Consider the following 22,959-nt stretch of genomic DNA (forward strand, 5'->3'; position numbering starts at 1 on the left):
CGTAACAGGACAATCAACACTCACGTTGAAAAGACAGGTCGTCAATGAAGCACATCAAGCTGATTCGCCACGGCGAAAGCGCTGCCAACGCAGGCCAAGCCAGTCGCGATCATGCGAGCATTGCCCTTACTCAAAAGGGAATCGAACAAGCGCAGCGAGTGGCCCATTCGTTCACCCAGGCGCCGCAATTAATTGTTGCCTCGCCCTTCTTCCGAGCCCAGGCAACCGCCAGGGCGACGGCCACCGCCTTTCCTGCCGTGCCGTTCGAAACCTGGGCTGTGCAAGAGTTCACCTACCTAGAACCTGCGCGCTGTGCCGACACGACAGTGGCCCAACGTCGCAACTGGGTTGAAGCGTACTGGGCCAGATCAGACCCGGCATTCAGGGATGGCGCCGGAGCGGAGTCGTTTTTGGACTTCGCAGCTCGGGCGAAGGCATTCCTGGAACAACTTGCCGCGCACCCTGCCCAGGATATTGCAGTGTTCTCCCATGGGCAGTTCATCAATGCCGTTGCCTGGTTACTTGAATACACGCCAGAGACACTGGATGGCCGGGCAATGACGCAATGGCGGGCGTATGAAATTGCCAACCACGTGCCCAATTGCTGTGGCTACGCGTTGTGCTGGCATTCGGACGATGCGAAGTTTCGGGTACAGGTCTGTGCATCGACTCAAGCCAAGTTGCGGCGTTTCTATACCTGAACATGCCCCAGACTACCCAGAAAAGGATTTCGCAAATGCCGTTCTCACCGAACGAACGCGCTGCACTGCTCGCCCTCAAGGGCGTCGGCCCAACCGTCATAACCCGGCTTGAACAAATGGGCATTGAATCGCTGGCAGAACTGGGCAAGGCGGATGTCAGTGACATATTGGCTCAGGCCTCGGCAGCACTGGGCTCGACCTGCTGGAAGAACAGCCCGCAAGCGCGAGCAGCGATTACTGCTGCGGTTGAGCTTGCGAAAGGGGCTGCTAGTTTCAAGCCAGCCGGCTAGATTGGTTGGCCTGCGCGAGTGCAAACCCGCGCATCAAACATTGCGGAAAAGGCAAAGCATGGACCTGCAATTCAAGCGACTTGGTGAAATCAGCAGCACCGACATTATCGACCTCAACAACAACCCGCGGGTCTTGCGCCACATGCCCCTGGGCCGCCCCGACTTTGACGAAACCAAATGCGCAGCGTGGGTCGCCGAGAAAGAGTCGCAATGGCTGGTCAATGGCTATGGCCCGTGGGCTTTCTTGGTGGATCAGAAGTTTGCCGGCTGGGGTGGTCTGCAGTTAACCGAGGGTGATGCAGACCTGGCGCTGGTTCTACATACGCACTATTGGGGCTGTGGCAAAGCGATTTTTGCTGAGATCGTTCGGCGAGCCTTTCAGGAGATGGGGCTGGAATCAGTTACCGTTTTGCTTGCGCCGAGCAGAACGCGGGTCCAGGGGATGCTTCGGTTAGGGTTTCAGCAGGACGGGGAAGTTTGTTTGGATGGCATGCGCTTTGTTCGCTATCGGCTTCTCGCCAACGCTCGCGCTTGAACAGGACTACGGTAACGGTGGACTTGCCGCTAATCCAACATGTCCCGCAGGTACTCCAGAAAACTGGCGGCAACTACATGAGCCTGCCCATCGAGCGGATCAATCTCAACTACCTGCCAGGCGTTGTCGGTATCAAAGCCTGCGCAGTAGCCCTGCATGTCATCACCGAACAACAGAATCCCGTTCAGCGCGGTGGCGCTTTCAGCATCGTAAATTTCATTCGGTGCCAGCAGACCCTCATACAAAATGAACAGCGGCTGATCCGCACCTACTGCTCCGCTTCCGAATTCCTTCAGGAAGGCGCTGTAGTCCTCTGGAAGAGACGGATAGCATTCGCTCAGGTGAGCAAGCATCGACGAGGCAACAGGCTGGAGTTTGCTTAGCATGTTGCTGTGCGGGGAATTGTTTTTTAAGTCTTGGAACATCTACACATTGCCTTGCAAAAATAGAAACTCAGCCCATCCTAACGAACCCGGGGTGATGCTACGAGGCGAATCTTCCCCTTCTAGCGATGGTCCACACTGGATGCCCGGCCAGGAAGACGGTAGATTCAGCCCCTAAAGGATGACTCTCTTCCATGGAGTGGACTTTTGCGCAAACTGATTGTTGTGCTTATGCTTGGTTTTTCGTGCAGTTTTCCCGTGATCGCTGGTGATGGCAGGGCGGTCGACGTCTCGACTTTTGGAGCGATTGTTTCATCGAGTCTTGCTGTGACACTTTTCCCCGTTACGCTCACCGAAGACAGTCAAAAAAGTAGCCGGAATAGCTCCAAGAGAGGCGACCAAAAGATACTCGCCGCTCGCAATGATGCTGCAGCTTTCGTTGCGAGTGATGGATTAATTCGAGGCGTCAGCCTTGAGGCAGCATTCGAGGTGTTGCGTACTCAGAATGAAGTGGGCACAGTCAGCGACATTGAGCTAGCTCAAGCAGTTTTGATTTACGAAATTCGCTAGCATAAAAGCGTTTCGACCACTGGTAACGAGCCCAGCCCCGCGCTGGGCTTTTTGCATTTGGCTGCCCGGCCGGGTCCGCGCTACAGTGACCCATTTCAACGGTAAGCGTCCGGCGAACTCACCTTCCGAACTCCAGCACTAAGGGCGATAGTGTCCGCGTATTTTTAAGCGGACGCGATCACCCTTATCGAACGGGCGACGGCATCGAAACCACCTATCGAGGTGTCCGTAATTAGTTGACCACTACAATCCTCGAAACTCGGGAACGCAGTAGCGCCCTTCCTTCAACGCTCATATCTATAAGATGCTTACATAAAGAAGTGGCGCGAAACGCATTAACAAATGCTCAAACGTGGAGGCAAGCCTGCCCATGAACAAGCCACTCTTCGACTTTGACCTCAAACGCGTCTCGCATCAGCACTACATAACAGGGAAAGCCGCCATCAATTTCCACCATCCAGGAGGTACCACCGGTGGATGGCATTTCCTTTCCTATTTTGATCGGTAGTCCGGCGTGGCCAAGGTGTCGTTGGCAGGTATTCATTATCCTGAAACCACTGGCTACTTTGGCGACCTGGGTATCATTGACGTGACCGATGAGCTAGCGGAGCGCGGCTGGTCAGTAGATGGCCATCGCTTGTTCATGGCAGATCACTACAGAACCGCTGCGGATAAGCGCATCGTCACCGCCGAGGTATGCCAGCCGCTAGCGGCCAGCCCTGCGAAGAAGGTGTCTTTGGCTGCGTCAGGATCGGTGTGGAAAGGCTGGGGATCGAACTCAGTTGCGAAGGCGAGAATGCGTTCTGCACTCATTTCGTATGAGCTGCTCGTGAAGGTGATGCCCACCTTCAAGTCCTCAAAGTAGAGCTTGTCCTGAGTACGCTCTGAAGCCATGCAGCACCTCCTAGGTTATCCAAGCACCGACCGGAATTGGCCGTATACAAAATTTGAAGGTAACAGCAAAATATAGTTCGGAAAAAATCTATTTTTGACTTAGGTTGATTCGCTCTCTGATGGCATGAACTGATTAGCCTCATGCTTGGCCACTCTGTCGATGTCCTTCGGATCGCCAGGAATCGTGCGCCCTTTCCCAGCCATCCTCGCACCCAACGCCCTGTACATACACTGACCACTGGATGCCTAGTAGCAGCCCTCTCACTCCTTGGCTCGCCACATTCAACCTGCCAGTGCAGCAAGCTCATGACATCGATGTCTTCCATCGATAGTTCTAGACTACATTTATGAATCTATCCTCTGAGCAAGGTTCGGATCTGAGCATGTTGGGTTTGCAGAGGCAGCTACGAGACGACGCCATTTCTACAGCGTTGAATAGTCACGGCTATTTTTTTCTCAAGGAATGGCAGCCTGAGACTTCAACCTTTGAACTGGCATGCAGCATCGGCTCTGTAGTCGACCTGGAGAAAATTGCTGCCGCATACAAGCTCGCTAACGTCCAGGCCCTGAAGCCGCGTGAAAGTGACGAATCCAGTCCTCACAGTTACAGCTCCGTTTACGGACTCAAAGGCTTTCCACTTCACACGGATTACGCTCACTGGGGAACCCCTCCCCGCTTCCTCATGCTTCGTTGCCAGGCTGGCGACCCTTCAGTGATCACCTATCTATTGCCGTCGTCATGCATTGCCGACCATGCTGGTCAGATCATTGACCGGGCAATTGTGGTACCCCGTCGAAAGCACCCAGCACAAACCATCTGCCCCCTTGCTGTTCGATATCGCAAGGCCGGTCGGACTGGATTCAGATGGGACTCCCTTTTTCTAAGGCCTCTTAATCAGGCAGCAGAAGCATTGGCTGATGTTGTACAGGCCAGGAGCAATCTCGACCAGATTGCAATCACTATGCATGATCCAGGGGACACGTTGATCATCGACAACTGGCACATGCTTCACGGTCGATCTGAGGTGCCGCATCGTGTACTGAACCGCCATATTGAACGCATCTACCTGTCCAACTTACGGGGATTGAAATGACAGCACCTGAAGAGTCTCCTTGGTCTAAAGAGGCCCTGATCGTTAAAGCACAGCTATACGCTGAGGAAATGGGTCGCTTCCCAGCAGACGACTGGAGGTTTGGTCTGTTCTCCTCACTAAGCCTTGAGTTTCTCGCCCGGGCAGCACTGTCCAACATCTCCCCGGTTCTTCTCGCCGACCAACAGAGCTGGCGAAACATCATGTTCGCCCTGGGCGGAGAGCCAACGAGCAAAAAGTTCTCCGCCACATCGATTGGGACAAAGGAAGTGCTGGTTCGCTTGAAGGAACTGGTGCCCTCCTTTACTGAAGAGATCGCCGGCTTCTGTTCCAAGCATGTGGAACGACGAAACATTGAGCTGCATACCGGGGAAGCTGCATTCTTAGAAGCGGCCACATCCGAGTGGCTTCCTCGGTTCTATCGTGCCTGCAATGTCCTCCTCCAATCGATGGGGCATCCATTGCAGGATCTGGTTCCCAACGCGGTCAGGGCTCAGGAGATGATCGCCTCCCTGGAGGATGCAGCTGCAAGGGCGGTCGAACAGGATATAAAGGCGCATGCAAAGGTGTGGGGCAATATAGCCGAGAAGGATCGGAAAACCCTAACCGAGCAAGCAACAACATGGGCTGCCAGGCAATCCGGCCACAGGGAGGAATGCCCGGCTTGTCACTCCCCTGGGCTGCTGAACGGTGACCCGATTGGAACAGTCGACACGTCAATCGGGGATGACGAGGTAATTCAGCGTCAGAGCATGCTGCCTTCCACGTTTGAATGCGTGGCTTGTCGACTGAAGATCAGCGGGTTCTCCAAGCTTTCAGCATGTGGAATGGGCAACGTTTTCACCGAGACCTCAACCTACACAGCTGCTGAGAATTTCAACCTCTATACAGAGGACGATCTTGAAGACGCAAGGCGTGAGGGCCATGACTATGAGATGGACAACAACGAGTAAGGGCTCCACACGAACCCTTGGGCCAATGGGTACGTCCAGAAAGAGGTGCGCGAGGTACTGCTGCATCGCGCAGCTAGTGTCGGCGCGCCCTTAGCTGCTGAAGCCTCAGCGGATCCTGAAGGTCGGGCGGCATGCGGGCCTCATCCAAAATACAGGAGTACAAATGTACTCAGATGGAACCCACGTCATCCTGGCGATGCGCGGGGGCCTTCGAGAACGCATGCGGTGAAAACCAGACGACCTTCTGTCGGCGAATTTCTCCTAGATTGGTGATGCGATTCGGTTACAGATCCGGGAATCAATGCCGATAACCTTCACGTTGAAGCCCGCTGGGCTTGCGAACGCTGAAGCCTGTGCTTCACTCACCTCGTGAATCATTTGGATCAAACCTTAAGCTCGATTGCGATGTCGTAACGATGAAATCTGTTGCATTCGTCGAGTGGTTCGTAGGAAAGTGAATTCTGGTGATGAGTTTTTGTTCAATCACCAGTAGAATCGCCGGTCGCTTCAGCTCCCTGACACCTGAAGCCACCCCTATCGACCGTTAGATGTGTTCGATGATGACTTCGAACCTCGCTCCCTGAATGCGAACCTGACGTGCCCTTTGGACGAGATAGCCATGAGCCTGCAAGCACTGATTTCCCTGTCCCGTAGCCCCAACAAGGTGGACGCTGATCGAAACGTCTCTAAGCGCCTGGAGCAATCGCGCCGGCAAATGGAGATCTACGACCGTGAAATCGAGACCCGTATCGCTGCCAAGGCAGTGACCCGCGAGCAGCTGGCGAAGACCTGCAGCCTCTAACCCCTACTTCAAGGAAAGCAGCCGAAAGGCTGCTTTTTTTATGCCTATGACTCCGTATCTCGTATCCCAATTCGCTCAATCCACCATGACCAACCTGGTGCGCGAATGCTTTGGTTACGATTTTCCGGACATCCTGACGAAACCCCAGGTAGGTTACATCTTCAACTACCTGAACCGGCTCGGTGCCAAAAACGTACTGCTCGAATTTCAGTACGTGGACAAGGATTTCCTGGAAGATTTCTCGCGTTACTACGCCAAGCGTTATGGCAACGATGGGCATAAATGTGCCCGAATGCATTTCTTCGCCTGCCCCCTAGATCACGGGATGGTTTCTGAGATCCTTGCTGGTGGCCCGAATGCCGATGCTTTGGTGAAGACACTGCAAGCCAATTACCTAGGCTTCATGGTAATCAAGCCACTCCCCAAAACCTTCATTGGCAAGACTTGCCTCAGGGTGATGGAGGACGAATCCACGGATGAAAAGCGCAAGCGCAGGCTCAGCCGTCAGTACAAGGTCGACCTGTTTGGCATCAGTCTGACTGTCGAGTCCCTGGCCTTTCAAGAGCAAGACAAGGTCATTGCCGCCTGTGCGACGACCGCAATTTGGTCTGCGCTGCATGCCTTGCAGTGGCACAGCATTCGAAGCGTTCATTCGTGTAGCGAGATCACGATGAACGCCCTGAACGACCGCAACGGCTCGTCGAACAGCTTTCCCAACACAGAGCTGAACGCCGAACAGATGCTGCGCTCCATCGATGCTGAGGGCTTGAGGCATCATCAGGAAAACCTTCGTGGTACCGATGAGAAGCGCTTCTTCGAGACGGTGGTGAGCCACATCGATAGCCAGTTGCCCCTGATTTTCATTGGGGATGTTTACTCATTGAGCGGGCCAAGCAAGAAAAGACCAACGCGTGAAGGCAACCATGCCATTTGCATCGTTGGCTACAAACAGGATCACGAAAAGATCCTGTACATCCATGACGACCGGCTTGGCCCCTACGTCCGAGCAAAGCTGATCCCCACTGCTGGCTATTCGATGAAGCGCAAGCCAATGCGGGAGTCTTGGGCATTGGCACTTCAAACGATGAACGAGGATGGCACCTGGAGCGATCCAGTTGAGCTCATCGAACCTGATGTGCTCATCGTACCCACGGATAAAAAGGTTCGCCTACCCTTCTACTTTGCGTTGGAGACCTGCGACCGAATCAGAAAGCAGGTAGCCCAAGATTGGCAGGCATGGCTCCCGAACGAACAACCCATCGCAGATCACATCGCCTGTCGTATTCGCTTGAGGGAGATTTCTCACATCCGTCAGGAGGTGAGAGACCAGAACCTAGACTACAGAACCGAGGTGGAGCGCCAGGGAGATTGCGAAGACGTCACGCAGGAGGTGCTTGAGAATGAGTGTACTCCAGAGTCCCTCAAGCCTGGCCCAGCAAACCCAGCAGGTAACTCTGAGCCTGCATTCTTGGAAAGCCCAGATGAGGTGGAGCCCATGGCTCAGGCTTGCCCAGAGGATGAAGAGGACAACAATTCACTAATACCTACATCAGAAGAAACTAAGCAGTGGCAGAAGGAAAAGGTTAATTTCCTGACGAAGGGGTTCGCCCGCTTCCAATGGGAAGCCCAGTTCTTCTTTGACGGCCTTCCGATCTTCAAAATGTACATTGATGCCACTGACGTGCCCCAGGGGGACGCGGTTTCAGCCGTATTTACAGATAACCTGATCCTCGGCACGGGCATACTGAAGCTGCTGCGAATGAACCCCACGGCAGCAAGCTTCAAAGCGAAGGATGGTCAATTCTTCCCGTCATTTATGCGCAGGCTCGTCGAAGAGGACGCCTCCATAGACGCCTACCTGGACGAGACCTATGGAGGCCTGAGAGCACCTCTCTACCTGAAGGCTCAAGAGATCCGGGGCCAGGATATTTTCAATAACCCAACCGCCGTTCGACTCTATGATGCGCCTCGCATACCTATTGCTGACCTGAATGGCAAATTCGCCTCTCGCAAGACCACGTACCTTATCTGGGCAGTTGCGAAAGATGGAGCGTTGCTCATCGGCAAAGAGCTCGAGGTGAAGATCGAAGGTCGCTTGGAAAAATGCGGTCATCCCAGCATCACTGCATTCCAACCCGCTAGGATAGCTGGGGAGATGCACAAGGTCGGTAAAGGGGCTTGGGAGATCAACTCCAAATCAGGCCGCTACAGCGGAGACTATCCAAACAGAGATGAGCTGCTTCAGAACGCACTGTACAAGTTCCAACAGTTCTTCCCCACGGAGACGTTCATCATCCAAGCTCCTGGTTCGACTGTCACTATACCTCCGGGCAATGCACTTGAAGGCGAAGCAAACGAAGCAAGCGCATGAAGCCGCTGAGCGCTGACGCCTTCATCTGCCAGTGAGAGCGGGGGATCTCATCCCGGTCTCCTGCCTCATATGCCTCACGAAACTTGATAGGCCAGGCAATTTAAAATAACTGTACATATATACAGCATAACTCCCCCCTTTCAGTATGGCGCAATGCCATCAATCAAGGTAAATTTCAGCAGGGCGCTTGCCGGTGCTAGGCAGCGCTTTGTGGAACTATCCAAGAGAAGGAAAAATGGACAATACAGAGGCTAGCGCAAGCATTGCCGGATATGGATTCCAGTTCGAGAGAGCTCTATACCGCATTTTTCATAGTACACATCGAAAGGCACTATTTGGTATTGAGACAACGGATGACGTCGCAGAGATCATTCCGAAGAAAGATAAAACTCTCTGCATCCTAGAACAGGACAAGCATACCCGCACCGATAAGAACCCTGTCCAAGACAGCAGCAGGAACCTATGGAACTCTTTAAAGAACTGGCTAAATAAGCTTGACGCTTTAAAGAGTGAACATGCAGAAATAAAATTCCTGCTGATAACCAATGGATCCGTCACAAAAACTGCTCTCGCTACAAAACTGTCGAATGCAAAAACAGACAAGGAGATTGATGAAGCCCTCGAGGCCTTGAAGGCCCAAGCCAAAAAACTCACAAAAGAAGTAAAAGTAATCGGCACAGAAGTGATTAGCTATGATGACGAGTCACTGAGATACGTCATCGCTAACTTTGAATTAGTTCACGAAATGCAGCCAGACGAACTAAAAGAAGCCATCTACACAGCATTGCAATTGCCGTCTCACCTTGAAAAGCACCAAGATCTGATACTGGACAATTTGACCGGACGTCTCTTCAATGACTGCTTGGATGTGTGGAGAAAGAAAGAGCCGTTCTGGACGACGTCCGACGCTTACTTTACCAGAAAGCAGTTGCTATTCGAGCTGTACTCCGCTGATGACTGGTCTGCCCGAAGCCAGGAGAATACGGACTACAAAAAGCTCATGCATGAAAACGAGCATCTCTTGCTGCCTTTCATGGCGCAACTGCGAGAGATAGGAATAATGGATCGAACCATTGAGAAGGAGATCGGCCATTATTGGGCAACCTACTCCGAGCGATCACGCCTCCTAAAACTGGGCAAGGTCCTCAATGAGGACTTCGACTCCCTTGAAGAGAAATTCTTTAAGGAATGGGATGGAGTTCGCGAGCACTACTCCAACGAAGAGAGCCTTCCATTAGAGGACTTCTCCGCAAAAGATCATAAGAAAGTCTACCTCAGGATCCTCCCACCCGATGACTGCGAAGTTTCAATGGGTAGATTGAAGGCCAAGCACCCCTATTTCTACCATGGCACTCATCACCACCAAGTCAATGACGACGGCACCAAACACCCGATTCATTGGATGAAACTAGGGGTTCCAGATGCCTGAAATGTACATCGACAGGGGAATTATCCATAACAGCACCCTGGCCTGCTTTCTGCTTTCGCTATTTGCGCAAAAGTATGAGCTTGAAGATTCTGAGTTCCCCTTGGATCTTCTGAAACTCCAGATGGTTTTACCGTTTGTTTGGAATGATAGCTGTCGCAAGGCGCTTGAAAAGCGAAATGCCAGGACAAGGTTCAATACCGTATTACGGGAAGCACCTGAGCTCAAGGTGGATTTGGAAAAGCGTGTTTCTTCACACACTGCGGTTACTTTCCAGGGTCTCAATTTAGCCGTGTCCTCAGGGATAATTGAGGTCACTCATGCCACCAACGAAGCTCCTATCATTAAATTCATTCTTGAGCGTTGGCCGCACGGAACCAAATCGGCCCTACCCTCCGAAATGGTGACAGCGGTGAACAGGTTGGCGAACTGGTATTCAGATATCGACACACCAACCTTACTCAAATTGCTCTTTGGAATCCCTCATGAAGTTTCACATTGACTCGGTAATTCTGTGGCCAAAAAACATAAACAATGAGCTGCAGATCATTGAATTCGAAGAAGGCAAGGTCAACATCATCCATGGCCTGAGCCGTACTGGTAAGTCTTCGATTCTACATATCATTGATTACGCGATGGGATCGAGCAAATGCCAAATCCCAATAGGCAAAATTCGTGACTCGGTTCAATGGTTCGGTTTAAAAATTTCACTACGTGGCGAGACCTGGCTGCTAGCACGTCGCGGCCCTAAAGATAGCTCACCATCCAATGACTATTACTTCGAACCGTTCACTGGTGTTATCCCTGAAATTCTGCCGGTCAAAACCACCCGCGCTATTGTCAAAGCTAAGTTTAACGCCTTAACCCGCGTCAGCGACCTCCCGCACTCAGACGAGGAAGTCCCAAGTAAACTGGATGCACGCACATCCTTCAGGGACATGGCGGCTTTCAACTTCCTCCCTCAACACATTGTTGCAAACCCCAACACTCTATTTTTCAAAGCAGACACTTGGCAGCATAAAGAAAAACTGACCAGGGCCATGCCTTATGCACTAGGCATCGTCGACGCCGAGTACGTTATCAATGAGCGACGAAAAGAAGCAGCTCAAAAAGAAATTGATGGACTTAAAAAAGAACTTTCCGTCATTGAAAAGAGCAAGAACAACTGGCGGTTTGAGGTAGGTCGATCCTTAGACAAATGCATCGAGTATGGACTCCTCACCACAACCCCAGAAACGCTGGAGCGGCAAGTTGCAGCGCTTAAAACGGTGGTCACTGCCTGTCACGAGCGTCGCCTTGAAGCCATGCTGATTGAACCCAAGCGCCTCCATACCAACGAGCGTTTCGAGATGGCCGTGGCTAAAGAGAACGAACAGCAGCGCTTGGTCGACGAACTTGCCGCCGAGATCGCTGGCTTCAACAGTCTTGCTGACAATAGCAAACAGTTCGTTGAAACAATCAGAGACGACAAGAAGCATGTAATTGGTCTGGGATGGCTAAAGAACAGCCTCCAGTCTAATGGTCAATGCGTAGCATGCGGCTCGGATGGACAATTGCTGACACCAGTGATCACCAACCTCGAATCGAAGGTTAACAAGGTTACTCAGATCGCCGAAATTCTCGAGCAAAACCCAGTAATCGATAACAAGATTGCTGGACTGAAACGCCAGCTGTCTAAGGCCCAGAAACACCTCCATGACTTACGTAGCGAAAAAAATTCGATCCTGGCCGAAGACGACAAATTGCGAAATGCCATTGGTGACATTTACTACCTGGCTGGCGGTATCGCAGAGGTTCTGAAAAAGATCGGACAGACCTCCGCCGATAAGTCTATTACCGAACGCATCGGTGTGCTGGAAGGTGAAATTGATGGCTACGACAAAGCCATGAACAAGAGCAGCCGCCAAGCCAAAGAACGAATCGTGGACGGAGCCCTCAGCGAGCTGATCGGCGACTATGCGGATGAGTTCGGCAACCTTGAAGCACCTGCAAACTGCGTGCTCAAGCTAGACCGTAAAGACCTGACGATCCGCTTTGACAAAGACTATGAGCAGCACGACTACCTATGGGAAGTAGGAAGCGGCGCTAACTGGATGGGCTACCATATAGCTGCCTTCCTGGGCATCCATGAGTTCCTCCTTCGAGAGGAGAATCTTGAACTGCCTCCGCTCAGCTTCTTGGTTATCGACCAACCCAGCCAGGTCTACTTCCCAAGCAGCGAGCTTGGCAGCAACGCCCTGGATGAAGACATCACCACCTTGCGGAAAACAAGAACCGAGGATCTCATCGCAACACGCCGAATCTTCGAAGTTCTGAGCGAAGCGATCAGACGTACCAAGTCCAACCTCCAGATCATTGTGCTGGAGCATGCGGGCAAAGATATTTGGGGAGGCGTCGATAATACCCGCTCTGCTGCATCTTGGAGCGTGAAAGGCGACGGACTCATTCCAGCCACCTGGATCTGATCTCACCTCGCCTGCCCTGGTAGGTTCTACCTTCCAGGGCATACCCTTCTATAGCTGCCGGCCAGACCGAGATGCTTCGATATAGACCACCAAGCAACGCAAGGCGCACTCAATACTGCTTCGACTTTGACGCATAACCAGCCAAGAACAGCCCCATCAAGACCATTCCAAGAAACGCCTCAGCAGCACTAAAAATCTTATAAATCGCTACCTTTTGAGAAATATCGCCATAACCTAAAGTCACAAAGGTAACCATACTAAAATAAAGAGAGTCTGCAAATTTCCCGGATGTAACAGAATCAGCCCCACAATAGAAAGTAATCGCACACACCAAAATCACAGCAATTGATGCCAATAGACTGCGCCCCGGCCTTTCACCAAAACCCCAAGTCACAAAAGCAAAAAATTCATAAACAAGTGAAAAATAGCTTTTTAGCACGTAACTTAACGCCTCAGACCATCTCGGGCGACCATGCTTCAATTTTAAATCGCTCCAAGGAGATGCATGGGCCTTGAGTTGCGAAACCTTCTCCCTGTAGAAATACTGACCGGCATTAAAATGATCCCCCTGAGCAGAAAACAAGAGCTTGGCTTTCCTGTTAAACCTGACCTCATCCCATCGAGAACGACCTGACAAACAAACATAGCTAAAGCCAACGTCGGAAACCTCCGACAACTCAAAATTGTAATCCAATTTAGAACAGCGAATTCTTGAGTCTCGAAACACCCCTCTGGCGATAGTTAAGCGTAGAAACTCACAATCAATTTCCCACCCTCCAAAAACACCATTATTTAAAACGAGTGTATTATTAACATCAAAATCACTAATCTGGGTCTCGTAGAAACTCAAATGCCATAAATCACCAGTTACTTTCAATTTTTTTGCGGTCGAGTACCATATGTAGATTCTTGTATTATTGTGAATGGAATCGAAATGCGTTTCATCCAAACACACAAAATCCAATAATTTATCCGAAACACTCACACCCTTTAGTTCAGGAACGCTCAAATCAAGTAGAAAAAAATCACCATTAAAAACAGGCTTTCCACCACGATAATGTTTGAGCCTAAACTCGCGTGACACCTTCTCAAACCTCTCTTCTCCTTTTTCCATGCGCAGCCACTTGAAATAAGGTAAATAGATGTCTTCTTTGTAGGTATTACGAGGGTCTCGCAAGTGTAAGATTGTTGAATCATCAGTCAGAAACGCACGCCTATTACCACCATGATAGTGAAATACTGACAATCGATCTTCAGATCCCAAAAAACGTCCAATTCCAAACTCGAACATGAGCTCCTGCGTAACCCCGGCATCTTTCTGCCATTCTTGAAAAAATGGTAGAAACTTAGAAATACGCTCGTAAATTATTGGGTAGTCATTCTTACGCCGCCAATCATTGAACCTCTCTGCAGGTAACGCCCACAGTTTTCTTTTATCAAAACCTGCTTCCATCTTCATCACTACACCGTATTAGTCGATCCAGCATCATCTTCTACAACCAACTGCAGAGGTTTAAACTCACAATACCAATATATTGACGTGATTAGTGCGATGAGTGGCCAAGGTGGAGCTGAAAGGCTTGGCGACCACAGCACATGTATTCATCCATTTGAACAGGAAAGCGCTCGGATTTGCCCCCGAGCGCGATCAAATACTAAACGTCTGGGTACTCTTCGTCATCAGGCAGCCACTGGACGACGCCCTTGAGGCCAACGTCCCAATTGTGGTAAAGAATTTCCCCGCTCACGAACGCCCCGCTCGCTCCAGTGAATATGCATTCGTTGATGTTGGCGTTACGCAGATCAGCCCCGTCCATCTTGGCCCCCACGAAAGTAGCACCTCGCAGATAGGCACCGCGAAGATCCACTCCCCTCAAATCCGCGTAGTCAAAGTCAGTTTCCCATCCGTAAGCACACGGCTGAACCGCCGGGTCGCCAGTGACTGTGTAGAACTTGGCGTTTCTGAAATTGGCATGACTAGCCTTCTTCACGTCCTGGAACCAGTCGTAGTGAATAAGGCTTCCAGGAGCCTGCAGATAGCTCATATCAGGCACCTTCTTCCGTGTGAGGACGCGATTTATCCTGTCGAACAGCAATGAGCTGAAATGGAACCCGCTGAAGTCCACACCACGCTGTGGGCAGCAGCTGAAAGCGGGACTCGGTCGCGGAGGCACTCAACCAGGGCCTCGAACTGCAGCAGAAACCGCGCTCTACGGAACACGCCTTCATAGGGTTGCCGCCAGAAACCTTCAGAAAAACAGTGAGCAGGATACCGGGAAATCATCCGATCTCTCGCGACAATTTCCTTGTAAGTCTGGCCGTATTCTCTCGCGATCAAACGCAGGCAAAGGGCGCGGTTAGCGGGAGCTAAGCTGATTATTTGAGCGCGTATCGCTCTTTCCAAGGCCGAAGGGCAGCCGCTCCGAAAATCACTGAGGAGCACGGTTGTAGTGGTCAACTCATCCCGGACACGGTTTTGAGTTTTTCTTCCGTTTTCGCTGGGGCCAATCCATCGTTAAATTGATGAGGTCGGATCCAGTTGTAGTGATGCATCAGGTACTGGCTAATGTCTCTCTGAGCCTGGTGGCCGGTCATGTAGCCAGTGGTTGGTATCCACTCTGTTTTCAAGCTGCGAAAAACCCGCTCCATCGGCGCATTATCCCAGCAGTTTCCTCGGCGGCTCATACTCTGACGCATGCGATAACGCCACAGCCGCTGGCGAAAGTTGTGGCTGCCATATTGCGATCCCTGGTCTGAGTGAAATAGCAGACCTTGCGGCTTGCCACGCTGCTCGTAAGCCACGTCCAACGCTTTGATCACCAAGTCTGCATCCGGCTTTTCTGATAACGCCCAGCCCACCACTCGGCGAGCGTAAAGATCCATGACAACCGCAAGGTAGTGCCATTTCCCCTGTGCCCAGATGTAGGTGATGTCGCCGCACCAGACTTGGTTGGGCGCTTCGACATCAAATTCTCGGTTCAATATATTTGGGATATCCGGCCGCTCTACTGTCGCCTTTTTATAGGCGTGTGATCCTGGCTGCTTGCTGACCAACTCCAGCTCACGCATCAGCCTGCGTACCTTAAACCGTCCAATTTGCTCACCTTCTTCTTGCATCCTCAACGTGATGCTTCGACTGCCGGGAGCACTTCGGCCCTGGGTGAACAACTCGCTCACTCGGCTACGCAGCCTGAGCCGCTCAACATCTGGTGTTCGCCGCCTTAGACGATGCGCGTAGTACCCCGAACGAGCGACCTCAAACGCCTCGCACAAGCAGTCAACAGGCTCATGGACGCTTAGCTGATTGATCAGCGCGTACGCTCGAGATCTTCCGACATCAAGAGCGCGGTAGCCTTTTTTAATATTGATTTCTCGCGCTCGAGGCGAGCAATCCGAGCTTCCAACTCCTGGATTTTTTGCTGCTCTGGTGTCAGGGCCTTGCTCTGGGGCGTGACGCCGGTGCGCTCTTGCTGAAGCTGGTCGACCCAGCGGCGCAGCGCCGACTCACCAACACTCAGTGAACGACTGGCTTCGATGAAGCTGTAGTTTTGCTTGAGCACGAGGTCGGCAGCCTCGCGTTTGAATTCAGCGGAAAAGGTACGGCGTTATTTGGTCATCTGACACCTCTCTATGGCGAGCATTCTCGCCTAAAAGGGTGTCCGGTTTCATTAGACCACTACACCAGCGTCAGGGAGTAAATATGGCATGTGAAATCATGCTCCGACTAAATCTTTCCACCCACAAAGCGATGGCCAAGGATATTCCAAAGGAGAAAAAATACAGATGACAGACTCAGGTGCTGGCGCCTAAGTAAGAAGAAAAGACTAGGGTTACTCAGGTTGAAAGGGAGCGGTAAAGCACTCACCCACAACCAGTGAGGAAGCATAAGTGGAAAATGCCACGTGCCAGCTGTCCAGACCGATCTGATCCTCCATACGGCAGGTTCACTATTCTGCATCACTTTACATAGCACTTGATTGAGATCGGCATACGTCGTCGTGCAATAGCTTCTCTCAACCTACTTATCAGGGGCAGATCAGCAACCTTGGAAGTTCGACACCGCCGGACTCACCATCACTACTGAGCATGTGCAAACACACCTTCAATCAATTCTTCTGGCAAGAGCGGATGGTGGGCTTGGGCTGGTGAATGCTCACCGGCTCACAGCGAGGCTGGCCAAATGCTCCTCTCTAAAAACCGCAACGACCTTTTCCTGTTGAGAAGCACTGGCACTATAAAGGGCAACAAAATCGCTGCGCCTTATAAAACGATAATCACGGCCAGGCTCCCATGAACAATCGTCGGTGACGCAGACGAAAAAAAGGGCATAGCCTAAGCGGATGCCCTTGATTTCACAGATGTTTGGCGGGAAACCAGGGATTCGAACCCTGGGTACGCTATTAACGTACGCCGGTTTTCAAGACCGGTGCATTCAACCACTCTGCCAATTTCCCGGATGCTGCTGGAGGATGCTACGTAAGGTGCTACGACTGGCTGCCTTAGATAAGAACTCTAGGATAGTTGCCCATCGACGTTTTTCAAGACCGTTGCCTTAAATCACTCGGCCACGCTTCCTCGTATTGCGGGCGCCATAATACCGAAATGAAACAAGCTGTCAAACTCTCTATGTGGCTGCTGTGCGCGGCTCTGTTATGATCTTTGCATCTGAACGTTTCAAACCCACAGGAGTGTCGCCATGCGCGAACAGGATTACGCCGTCAATCACGGCCAGCAGGTCGAGCAGCAGGAGGTCAGCCGCGTCCTGCGTAACACATACGGGTTGCTGGCTATCACCCTCGCCTTCAGTGGCATCATGGCCTACGTGGCGCAGCAGATGCGCGTCGGCTACCCGAACATTTTCGTGGTGCTGATCGGCTTCTATGGCCTGTTCTTCCTCACCAACAAGCTGCGTGATTCGGTCTGGGGCCTGGTGTCTACCTTCGCCCTCACCGGTTTCATGGGCTTTTTGCTCGGCCCTATCCTCAACCGTTACCTGGGCATGGCCGGTGGCGCCGAGGTGGTCAGCTCGGCATTTGCCATGACCGCGCTGGTGTTCGGTGGTCTGTCGGCCTATGTGCTGATCTCCCGCAAGGACATGAGCTTCCTCAGCGGTTTCATCACTGCAGGCTTCTTCGTCCTGCTGGGTGCTGTGGTTGCCAGCTTCTTCTTCCAGATCAGCGGCCTGCAACTGGCGATCAGCGCCGGTTTCGTGCTGTTCTCGTCGGTGTGCATCCTGTTCCAGACCAGCGCGATCATCCACGGTGGCGAGCGTAACTACATCATGGCGACCATCAGCCTGTATGTATCGATCTACAACCTGTTCGTCAGCCTGCTGCAGCTGTTCGGCCTGATGGGTCGTGATGACTGATTGAATGTGGTGTGATGTGTTGAGAGAAAGCCCGCTTCGGCGGGCTTTTTTGTGGGTGGGATTTGGCATGGCTTTGCCTTGCATCGCTGGCAAAAGCCAGCACCCACAGGGATAGAGCACTACCGTAAACGGGTGCGGCCCCGTAGAATGCGCTCCTTTTTTATTCCGGGGCAGCACTCCCATGAGTTCAATCGAGCAAGGACCCGGCGCACCCGCGCAGGCCAATGAACTGGTCCTCGGCCTTGAAGACCGGCCGCGGCCGCTGATTGCGATGCTGGCGGCGTTGCAGCATCTGCTGGCGATCATTGTGCCGATCGTCACCCCTGGCCTGCTGATCTGCCAGGCGCTGGGGGTTTCGGCCCGTGATACCAACCTGATTGTGTCGATGTCGCTGGTGATCTCCGGGATCGCTACCTTTGTACAGTGCCGCCGCTTCGGGCCGTTCGGCGCCGGGCTGTTGATTGTGCAGGGCACCAGTTTCAACTTTGTCGGGCCGTTGATCGCCGGTGGCGCGTTGATGGTCAAGCAAGGCACGCCGGTCGAAGGCGTGATGGCGGCGATTTTTGGTGTGGTGATTGCCGGTTCGTTCGTGGAAATGGGCATTTCGCGCATCCTGCCGTTCGTCAAACGCCTGATCACCCCGCTGGTGACCGGGATCGTGGTGCTGATGATCGGCCTGACCCTGATCAAGGTCGGCCTGATCAGCATGGGCGGCGGCTTTGCGGCGATGAGCAACGGTACCTTCGCCAACGGCGAGAACCTGCTGCTGTCGGGCGTGGTGCTGGCGATCATCGTCATTCTCAACCGTATTCCGGTGGTGTGGATGCGCAGCTGCGCCATCGTCATCGCCCTGGCCGTGGGCTATGCCCTGGCCGGCTACCTGGGCCGCTTGAACTTCACCGGTATGCACGAAGCCGCGCTGTTCCAGGTGCCGGTGCCGCTGCACTTTGGTCTGGGCTTCTCCTGGGCGCTGTTCATTCCGATGCTGGTGATTTACCTGGTGACGTCGCTGGAAGCCATTGGTGATGTGACCGCGACCAGCAAGGTCTCGCGCCAGCCGGTGGAAGGCCCGCTGTGGATGCAGCGGATCAAGGGCGGGGTGCTGGTCAACGGCGCCAACTCGCTGCTGGCCGGGGTGTTCAATACCTTCCCGAGCTCGATCTTCGCCCAGAATAACGGCGTGATTCAGCTGACCGGCATTGCCAGCCGTCATATTGGCGTGTGGATTGCGGCGATGCTGGTGATTCTTGGCCTGTTCCCGAGCGTGGCCGGGGTGATCCAGGCGGTGCCTGAGCCGGTGCTCGGGGGTGCGGCGATGGTGATGTTCGGCGCGGTGGCGGCTTCGGGGATCAATATCCTTGCCAGCATCAGCCTGGATCGTCGCGCGCTGCTGATCATTGCCGTGTCGCTGGCGCTGGGCCTGGGCGTGGCACAGGTGCCGGAGTTCCTCGCGCACATGCCGTCGGCGCTGCGTAATGTGCTGGAGTCGGGGGTGGCCACCGGGGGGATTTGTGCCCTGGTGCTGAACTGGTTCTTGCCGGAACATAAAGACAAGGCCTGAGATTGAGGTTGCCCCCATCGCGGGTCAAGCCCGCTCCAACAGGAGCGGGCTTTTTGCTTTATCATTCCCGCAGATTTGCTGAAAGAGCCTTCCATGAAGTTCGCCATTGCGGTTTTTTCTCCGGCCCATGCGCCCTCCTCGCGCCGCGCCCTGCGTTTTGCCCAGGCGGCGGTTGCCGGCGGGCATGAGATTGTCCGGCTGTTTTTCTATCAGGACGGTGTGCACAGTGCCTCGGGCAATGTGGTAACTCCCCAGGATGAGCTGGACCTGGCCGCTGAGTGGCGCGCGTTCGTCAGCGCCCAGCAGCTCGATGCCGTGGTGTGCATCGCCGCCGCCCTGCGCCGTGGCGTGCTCAACGCCGAGGAGGCCCAGCGCTACCAGCGCCCGGCGGTCAACCTGCCGGCGCCGTGGGAGCTGTCGGGGCTTGGCCAGTTGCATGAAGCGGCGCAAGGCGCCGATCGGCTGATGTGCTTTGGAGGCGATTGAAATGGCCAAGTCCTTGCTGATTATCAGCCGCCAGGCCCCCTGGGCCGGGCCGTCCGCCCGTGAGGCGCTGGATATCGCCCTGGCCGGCGGTGCCTTCGATTTGCCGCTGGGTATGCTGTTTCTCGATGACGGCGTGTTCCAGCTCGCCCCCGGCCAGCAGCCGGCCCAGCTGCAGCAGAAGAACCTCGCAGCCAACCTGCAGGCGCTGCCGATGTTTGGCGTCGAGGAGCTGTTCGCCGCCGCTAGCTGCCTGCAAGAGCGCGGCCTTGCCGCCGACACCCTGAGCCTGCCGGTGCAGGTGCTGGATGACGCCGCGCTGGCGGCGTTGATCGACCGTTTCGACCAGGTGGTGACCCTCTGATGAGCACCTTGCACGTGATTTCCCACTCGCCATTTGGCGATAACCGCCTGAGCAGCTGCCTGCGCCTGCTCGGCAGCGCCGACGGCTTGTTGCTGTGTGGCGATGCAGTGTATGCCCTGCAGCCCGGCAGCGCGCCGCTGCGCAGCCTGCAGGCGAGCCAGCTGGACGGGCGCCTGTTCGCCCTGGACGAAGACCTGCAAGCCCGCGCCATCGCCCTCAGCGAGCTGGGCAAGGCCATCGACTACCCGGCCTTCGTCGAACTGTCGCTGCACTATGACAAGGTCAACAGCTGGCTATGAATACCCTGACTGTCGGCGAGCGCAGCATCGCCCTGGATAAAGACGGCTACCTGCTTGAGCTGGGTGACTGGTCCGCGGAGGTCGCCAGCGCCCTCGCCGCCCATGAAGACCTGGAGCTGACCGCAGAACACTGGGAAGTGCTGAACCTGTTGCGCGACTTCTACCAGGAGTTCCAGCTGTCGCCGGCCACCCGCCCGCTGATCAAGTACAGCGCGCTCAAGCTGGGCGCGGACAAAGGCAACAGCCTGCACCTGAATCGCCTGTTCAAGGGCACCCCCGCCAAACTCGCCGCGAAACTTGCGGGCCTGCCGAAGCCGACCAATTGCATATGACCGACCATAGCCCGCTGATCATCGAAACCCCGGCCGAACACCCGTTTGCCCAGTTCGTGCGCATCCTCGGCAAGGGCAAGCGCGGCGCCCGCGGCCTGAGCCGCGAGGAAGCCCGCGAGGCCATGGGCATGCTGCTCGATGGCAAAGTCGAGGAAACCCAGCTCGGCGCCTTTCTGATGCTGCTGCGCCACAAGGAAGAGAGCCCCGAGGAGCTGGCCGGCTTTACCGAAGCACTGCGCCAGCGCCTGCAGGCACCGCCGATTGAGGTTGATCTCGACTGGCCAAGCTACGCCGGCAAAAAACGCCACCTGCCCTGGTACCTGCTGGCCGCCAAGTGCCTGGCGGCCAATGGCGTGCGCATCCTCCTGCACGGCGGCGGTGCACACACGGCCGGGCGGCTATACACCGAGCAATTGCTGGATTTACTGCAGATTCCGCTGTGCCGGGACTGGAATGCAGTGTCTGAAGCGCTGGACAGCCACAAGCTGGCGTTCATCCCGCTGCAAGACTGGGCACCACGCCTGCAACGAATGATCGACCTGCGCAACACCCTGGGCCTGCGCTCGCCGATTCACTCCCTGGCCCGCGTGCTCAACCCGCTCAGTGCCCGCTGCGGCCTGCAGAGCATCTTCCACCCGGGCTACCAGGCCGTGCACCGCGAGGCCAGCCGCCTGCTGGGCGACACGGCGATTGTGGTCAAGGGTGATGGCGGCGAGATCGAGATCAACCCGGACACCAGCAGCCACCTGTATGGCACCGCCGACGGCGTTGATTGGGATGAAGAATGGCCGGCCCTGGCCGCCCAGCGTCATGTCAAACCGGCGAGCCTGGAGCCTGAGCAGTTACTGGCCGTGTGGCGCGGTGATGAGCAGCACAGCTATGGCGAACTGGCGGTAGTGGCGACCATGGCCCTGGCCTTGCGTGGCCTCGGTCAAGGCCGCGAAGAAGCCTTCGCCCAGGCGCAACGCTATTGGGATCAGCGCAACTGATCGACTGAGCCGATCAAACAGGCCCGGACTTTGCGCTATTCGTTCGAACCCAGCTCCGTACACTGGGCTCTATATCAGAACGAATCGCCAAGGAGCTCAGCATGGGCCTGTTGATCGACGGACGCTGGCACGACCAGTGGTATGAAAGCAGCAAAGACGGCGCCTTCCAGCGCGAAAGCGCGCAGCGGCGCAACGCCCTGCCCGCCGCCGAGGCCGGTCGTTATCACCTGTATGTGTCGCTGGCCTGTCCCTGGGCCCACCGCACCCTGATCTTTCGCAAGCTCAAGGGCCTCGAGAGCCTGATCGATGTGTCGGTGGTCAGCTGGCTAATGGGCGAGCATGGCTGGACCTTCGACCAGAGCAAGGGCTCGACCGGCGACAAGCTTGAGCACCTGGACTTCCTGCACCAGCGCTACACCCGCGACGACCCGCACAACAGCGGCCGGGTCACAGTGCCAGTACTGTGGGATAAACACGAGCAGCGCATCGTCAACAACGAGTCGGCAGAGATCATTCGCATCTTCAACTCGGCGTTCGACGGGCTGACCGGCAATCGCCTGGACCTGTATCCCGAGCCCTTGCGCAAGCAGATCGATGCGCTCAACGAGCGAATCTATCCGGCGGTCAACAACGGCGTGTACCGGGCAGGCTTTGCCACGTCGCAGGCCGCCTATGAGCAGGCGTTTGATGAGGTGTTTGCCGAACTGGATCATCTGGAGCGGCTGCTCGGCACACAGCGCTATCTGGCCGGGGAATACCTGACCGAGGCCGACTGGCGGCTGTTTACCACACTGATTCGCTTTGACGCGGTGTACCACGGACACTTCAAGTGCAACCTGCGGCGCATTGCCGATTACCCGAACCTGTCGAACTGGCTACGGGAGCTGTACCAGTGGCCGGGGATCGCCGAGACGGTGAACTTCGAGCATATCCAGAAGCACTACTACATGAGCCACAAGACCATCAATCCGAACGGCATTGTGCCCAAGGGGCCGTTGCAGGATTTTGAGCTGGGGCATGACCGGGAGCGGCTGGTGGGGCGAGGGATTTGGCGCAAGGCTGGGGAATAGGGGTGGATTCAT

The 22,959-nt window shown here is 54.5% G+C and carries 24 protein-coding genes, 1 tRNA gene and 1 pseudogene; 20 read left to right on the forward strand and 6 right to left on the reverse strand.

Going from position 1 to position 22,959, the window contains the following annotated elements; genetic code table 11:
* Positions 1–44: 44 nt before the first annotated feature.
* The 3 genes from ABIE20_RS11230 to ABIE20_RS11240 are packed head-to-tail and all read left to right on the forward strand — an operon-like array spanning position 45 to position 1,526.
* The gene (locus ABIE20_RS11230) at positions 45–701 is read left to right on the forward strand and encodes a histidine phosphatase family protein (protein ID WP_429505162.1); all 657 of its coding nucleotides are present in this window, start codon (positions 45–47) and stop codon (positions 699–701) included.
* 35 nt (positions 702–736) lie between these two features.
* Positions 737–991, forward strand: a complete 255-nt coding sequence (locus ABIE20_RS11235; protein ID WP_429505163.1) for a helix-hairpin-helix domain-containing protein — start codon at positions 737–739, stop codon at positions 989–991.
* A gap of 58 nt (positions 992–1,049) precedes the next feature.
* Positions 1,050–1,526 (forward strand): GNAT family N-acetyltransferase, encoded by a 477-nt coding sequence (locus ABIE20_RS11240; RefSeq protein WP_429505164.1) that lies wholly within the window; start codon positions 1,050–1,052, stop codon positions 1,524–1,526.
* A 29-nt stretch (positions 1,527–1,555) separates the two neighbouring features.
* Here the strand turns inward: ABIE20_RS11240 and ABIE20_RS11245 are convergent, their stop codons facing one another.
* The gene (locus ABIE20_RS11245) at positions 1,556–1,951 is read right to left on the reverse strand and encodes an SMI1/KNR4 family protein (protein WP_429505165.1); all 396 of its coding nucleotides are present in this window, start codon (positions 1,949–1,951) and stop codon (positions 1,556–1,558) included.
* A 165-nt stretch (positions 1,952–2,116) separates the two neighbouring features.
* On the opposite strand from ABIE20_RS11245, the gene ABIE20_RS11250 reads away from it, so the two are divergent.
* Both ABIE20_RS11250 and ABIE20_RS11255 read left to right on the forward strand, forming a co-directional pair.
* The gene (locus ABIE20_RS11250; RefSeq protein ID WP_429505166.1) at positions 2,117–2,479 is read left to right on the forward strand and encodes a DUF2388 domain-containing protein; all 363 of its coding nucleotides are present in this window, start codon (positions 2,117–2,119) and stop codon (positions 2,477–2,479) included.
* A 370-nt stretch (positions 2,480–2,849) separates the two neighbouring features.
* Positions 2,850–3,152, forward strand: a pseudogene (locus ABIE20_RS11255) (hypothetical protein); the annotation flags it as partial.
* Here ABIE20_RS11255 and ABIE20_RS11260 read toward each other — a convergent pair.
* Entirely contained in the window at positions 3,134–3,373 is a 240-nt protein-coding gene (locus tag ABIE20_RS11260) for a MaoC/PaaZ C-terminal domain-containing protein (RefSeq protein WP_429505167.1), read from the reverse strand. The pseudogene ABIE20_RS11255 and the gene ABIE20_RS11260 sit on opposite strands and share 19 nt — an antisense overlap.
* A gap of 347 nt (positions 3,374–3,720) precedes the next feature.
* Here ABIE20_RS11260 and ABIE20_RS11265 point away from each other — a divergent pair, with 347 nt between their 5' ends.
* The 7 genes from ABIE20_RS11265 to ABIE20_RS11295 all read left to right on the forward strand — a co-directional run bounded on the left by ABIE20_RS11265 (position 3,721) and on the right by ABIE20_RS11295 (position 12,481).
* On the forward strand, positions 3,721–4,467 hold the full coding sequence (locus ABIE20_RS11265) for a hypothetical protein (RefSeq protein ID WP_429505168.1): 747 nt from the start codon (positions 3,721–3,723) through the stop codon (positions 4,465–4,467).
* The gene (locus ABIE20_RS11270; RefSeq protein ID WP_429505169.1) at positions 4,464–5,417 is read left to right on the forward strand and encodes a hypothetical protein; all 954 of its coding nucleotides are present in this window, start codon (positions 4,464–4,466) and stop codon (positions 5,415–5,417) included. The genes ABIE20_RS11265 and ABIE20_RS11270 overlap by 4 nt, the downstream gene beginning before the upstream one ends.
* 619 nt (positions 5,418–6,036) lie before the next feature.
* Positions 6,037–6,219 (forward strand): hypothetical protein, encoded by a 183-nt coding sequence (locus ABIE20_RS11275; protein ID WP_108560131.1) that lies wholly within the window; start codon positions 6,037–6,039, stop codon positions 6,217–6,219.
* A gap of 85 nt (positions 6,220–6,304) precedes the next feature.
* Positions 6,305–8,590: a hypothetical protein gene (locus ABIE20_RS11280; RefSeq protein ID WP_429505170.1), complete on the forward strand. Its 2,286-nt coding sequence runs from the start codon at positions 6,305–6,307 to the stop codon at positions 8,588–8,590.
* Between the two features lie 235 nt (positions 8,591–8,825).
* Complete coding sequence (locus tag ABIE20_RS11285) at positions 8,826–10,019, forward strand: ABC-three component system protein (protein ID WP_429505171.1); 1,194 nt, start codon at positions 8,826–8,828, stop codon at positions 10,017–10,019.
* On the forward strand, positions 10,012–10,518 hold the full coding sequence (locus ABIE20_RS11290) for a three component ABC system middle component (protein WP_429505172.1): 507 nt from the start codon (positions 10,012–10,014) through the stop codon (positions 10,516–10,518). Before ABIE20_RS11285 ends, ABIE20_RS11290 begins: the two co-directional genes overlap by 8 nt.
* The gene (locus tag ABIE20_RS11295; RefSeq protein ID WP_429505173.1) at positions 10,502–12,481 is read left to right on the forward strand and encodes a DUF3732 domain-containing protein; all 1,980 of its coding nucleotides are present in this window, start codon (positions 10,502–10,504) and stop codon (positions 12,479–12,481) included. The genes ABIE20_RS11290 and ABIE20_RS11295 overlap by 17 nt, the downstream gene beginning before the upstream one ends.
* 109 nt (positions 12,482–12,590) lie before the next feature.
* On the opposite strand, the gene ABIE20_RS11300 is transcribed toward ABIE20_RS11295, so the two are convergent.
* The 4 genes from ABIE20_RS11300 to ABIE20_RS11315 form a co-directional block, all read right to left on the reverse strand.
* On the reverse strand, positions 12,591–13,940 hold the full coding sequence (locus ABIE20_RS11300; RefSeq protein ID WP_429505174.1) for a potassium channel family protein: 1,350 nt from the start codon (positions 13,938–13,940) through the stop codon (positions 12,591–12,593).
* Between the two features lie 196 nt (positions 13,941–14,136).
* On the reverse strand, positions 14,137–14,526 hold the full coding sequence (locus tag ABIE20_RS11305) for a pentapeptide repeat-containing protein (RefSeq protein ID WP_429505175.1): 390 nt from the start codon (positions 14,524–14,526) through the stop codon (positions 14,137–14,139).
* A 409-nt stretch (positions 14,527–14,935) separates the two neighbouring features.
* Positions 14,936–16,041 (reverse strand): IS3 family transposase gene (locus ABIE20_RS11310; protein WP_429505176.1). Its coding sequence is split into 2 segments (ribosomal slippage): positions 14,936–15,843 and positions 15,843–16,041, totalling 1,107 coding nucleotides; the frame shifts between segments, so codons are not numbered across the junction.
* Between the two features lie 803 nt (positions 16,042–16,844).
* Positions 16,845–16,935 (reverse strand) — tRNA-Ser (locus ABIE20_RS11315).
* Positions 16,936–17,177: 242 nt separating this feature from the next.
* Between ABIE20_RS11315 and ABIE20_RS11320 the strand changes: the two genes are divergently transcribed.
* From ABIE20_RS11320 to ABIE20_RS11355, 8 genes are all read left to right on the forward strand, one after another.
* Entirely contained in the window at positions 17,178–17,849 is a 672-nt protein-coding gene (locus tag ABIE20_RS11320; RefSeq protein WP_038996015.1) for a Bax inhibitor-1/YccA family protein, read from the forward strand.
* A 181-nt stretch (positions 17,850–18,030) separates the two neighbouring features.
* The gene (locus ABIE20_RS11325; RefSeq protein WP_045201415.1) at positions 18,031–19,410 is read left to right on the forward strand and encodes a nucleobase:cation symporter-2 family protein; all 1,380 of its coding nucleotides are present in this window, start codon (positions 18,031–18,033) and stop codon (positions 19,408–19,410) included.
* Positions 19,411–19,503: 93 nt separating this feature from the next.
* Positions 19,504–19,896 (forward strand): sulfurtransferase complex subunit TusD, encoded by a 393-nt coding sequence (tusD, locus tag ABIE20_RS11330; protein WP_429505177.1) that lies wholly within the window; start codon positions 19,504–19,506, stop codon positions 19,894–19,896.
* A gap of 1 nt (position 19,897) precedes the next feature.
* Positions 19,898–20,257 (forward strand): sulfurtransferase complex subunit TusC, encoded by a 360-nt coding sequence (tusC, locus tag ABIE20_RS11335; protein ID WP_258610253.1) that lies wholly within the window; start codon positions 19,898–19,900, stop codon positions 20,255–20,257.
* The gene (tusB, locus tag ABIE20_RS11340) at positions 20,257–20,556 is read left to right on the forward strand and encodes a sulfurtransferase complex subunit TusB (RefSeq protein ID WP_429505178.1); all 300 of its coding nucleotides are present in this window, start codon (positions 20,257–20,259) and stop codon (positions 20,554–20,556) included. The genes tusC and tusB overlap by 1 nt, the downstream gene beginning before the upstream one ends.
* A complete protein-coding gene (locus tag ABIE20_RS11345) occupies positions 20,553–20,888 on the forward strand; it encodes a TusE/DsrC/DsvC family sulfur relay protein (RefSeq protein ID WP_429505179.1) in 336 nt (111 codons plus the stop codon). The genes tusB and ABIE20_RS11345 overlap by 4 nt, the downstream gene beginning before the upstream one ends.
* A complete protein-coding gene (locus ABIE20_RS11350; RefSeq protein ID WP_429505180.1) occupies positions 20,885–21,877 on the forward strand; it encodes a glycosyl transferase family protein in 993 nt (330 codons plus the stop codon). The genes ABIE20_RS11345 and ABIE20_RS11350 overlap by 4 nt, the downstream gene beginning before the upstream one ends.
* A 101-nt stretch (positions 21,878–21,978) precedes the next feature.
* The gene (locus ABIE20_RS11355; RefSeq protein ID WP_429505181.1) at positions 21,979–22,947 is read left to right on the forward strand and encodes a glutathione S-transferase family protein; all 969 of its coding nucleotides are present in this window, start codon (positions 21,979–21,981) and stop codon (positions 22,945–22,947) included.
* Positions 22,948–22,959 lie beyond the last annotated feature (12 nt).

The sequence above is a fragment of the Pseudomonas sp. 2835 genome (genome assembly GCF_050435905.1).
In the GTDB taxonomy this organism is placed as follows: Bacteria; Pseudomonadota; Gammaproteobacteria; order Pseudomonadales; family Pseudomonadaceae; genus Aquipseudomonas.

Bases quoted from the DNA above. Each gene is read 5' to 3' on its own strand.
- ABIE20_RS11290 (WP_429505172.1), top strand. From the start codon at position 10,012: ATGCCTGAAATGTACATCGACAGGGGAATTATCCATAACAGCACCCTG.
- ABIE20_RS11300 (WP_429505174.1), bottom strand. From the start codon at position 13,940: ATGAAGATGGAAGCAGGTTTTGATAAAAGAAAACTGTGGGCGTTACCT.
- ABIE20_RS11240 (WP_429505164.1), top strand. From the start codon at position 1,050: ATGGACCTGCAATTCAAGCGACTTGGTGAAATCAGCAGCACCGACATT.
- tusB (WP_429505178.1), top strand. From the start codon at position 20,257: ATGAGCACCTTGCACGTGATTTCCCACTCGCCATTTGGCGATAACCGC.
- ABIE20_RS11275 (WP_108560131.1), top strand. From the start codon at position 6,037: ATGAGCCTGCAAGCACTGATTTCCCTGTCCCGTAGCCCCAACAAGGTG.
- ABIE20_RS11285 (WP_429505171.1), top strand. From the start codon at position 8,826: ATGGACAATACAGAGGCTAGCGCAAGCATTGCCGGATATGGATTCCAG.
- ABIE20_RS11350 (WP_429505180.1), top strand. From the start codon at position 20,885: ATGACCGACCATAGCCCGCTGATCATCGAAACCCCGGCCGAACACCCG.
- ABIE20_RS11235 (WP_429505163.1), top strand. From the start codon at position 737: ATGCCGTTCTCACCGAACGAACGCGCTGCACTGCTCGCCCTCAAGGGC.
- ABIE20_RS11295 (WP_429505173.1), top strand. From the start codon at position 10,502: ATGAAGTTTCACATTGACTCGGTAATTCTGTGGCCAAAAAACATAAAC.
- ABIE20_RS11280 (WP_429505170.1), top strand. From the start codon at position 6,305: ATGACCAACCTGGTGCGCGAATGCTTTGGTTACGATTTTCCGGACATC.
- ABIE20_RS11345 (WP_429505179.1), top strand. From the start codon at position 20,553: ATGAATACCCTGACTGTCGGCGAGCGCAGCATCGCCCTGGATAAAGAC.
- ABIE20_RS11260 (WP_429505167.1), bottom strand. From the start codon at position 3,373: ATGGCTTCAGAGCGTACTCAGGACAAGCTCTACTTTGAGGACTTGAAG.
- ABIE20_RS11305 (WP_429505175.1), bottom strand. From the start codon at position 14,526: ATGAGCTATCTGCAGGCTCCTGGAAGCCTTATTCACTACGACTGGTTC.
- ABIE20_RS11320 (WP_038996015.1), top strand. From the start codon at position 17,178: ATGCGCGAACAGGATTACGCCGTCAATCACGGCCAGCAGGTCGAGCAG.
- ABIE20_RS11230 (WP_429505162.1), top strand. From the start codon at position 45: ATGAAGCACATCAAGCTGATTCGCCACGGCGAAAGCGCTGCCAACGCA.
- ABIE20_RS11270 (WP_429505169.1), top strand. From the start codon at position 4,464: ATGACAGCACCTGAAGAGTCTCCTTGGTCTAAAGAGGCCCTGATCGTT.
- tusD (WP_429505177.1), top strand. From the start codon at position 19,504: ATGAAGTTCGCCATTGCGGTTTTTTCTCCGGCCCATGCGCCCTCCTCG.
- tusC (WP_258610253.1), top strand. From the start codon at position 19,898: ATGGCCAAGTCCTTGCTGATTATCAGCCGCCAGGCCCCCTGGGCCGGG.
- ABIE20_RS11325 (WP_045201415.1), top strand. From the start codon at position 18,031: ATGAGTTCAATCGAGCAAGGACCCGGCGCACCCGCGCAGGCCAATGAA.
- ABIE20_RS11245 (WP_429505165.1), bottom strand. From the start codon at position 1,951: ATGTTCCAAGACTTAAAAAACAATTCCCCGCACAGCAACATGCTAAGC.
- ABIE20_RS11355 (WP_429505181.1), top strand. From the start codon at position 21,979: ATGGGCCTGTTGATCGACGGACGCTGGCACGACCAGTGGTATGAAAGC.
- ABIE20_RS11265 (WP_429505168.1), top strand. From the start codon at position 3,721: ATGAATCTATCCTCTGAGCAAGGTTCGGATCTGAGCATGTTGGGTTTG.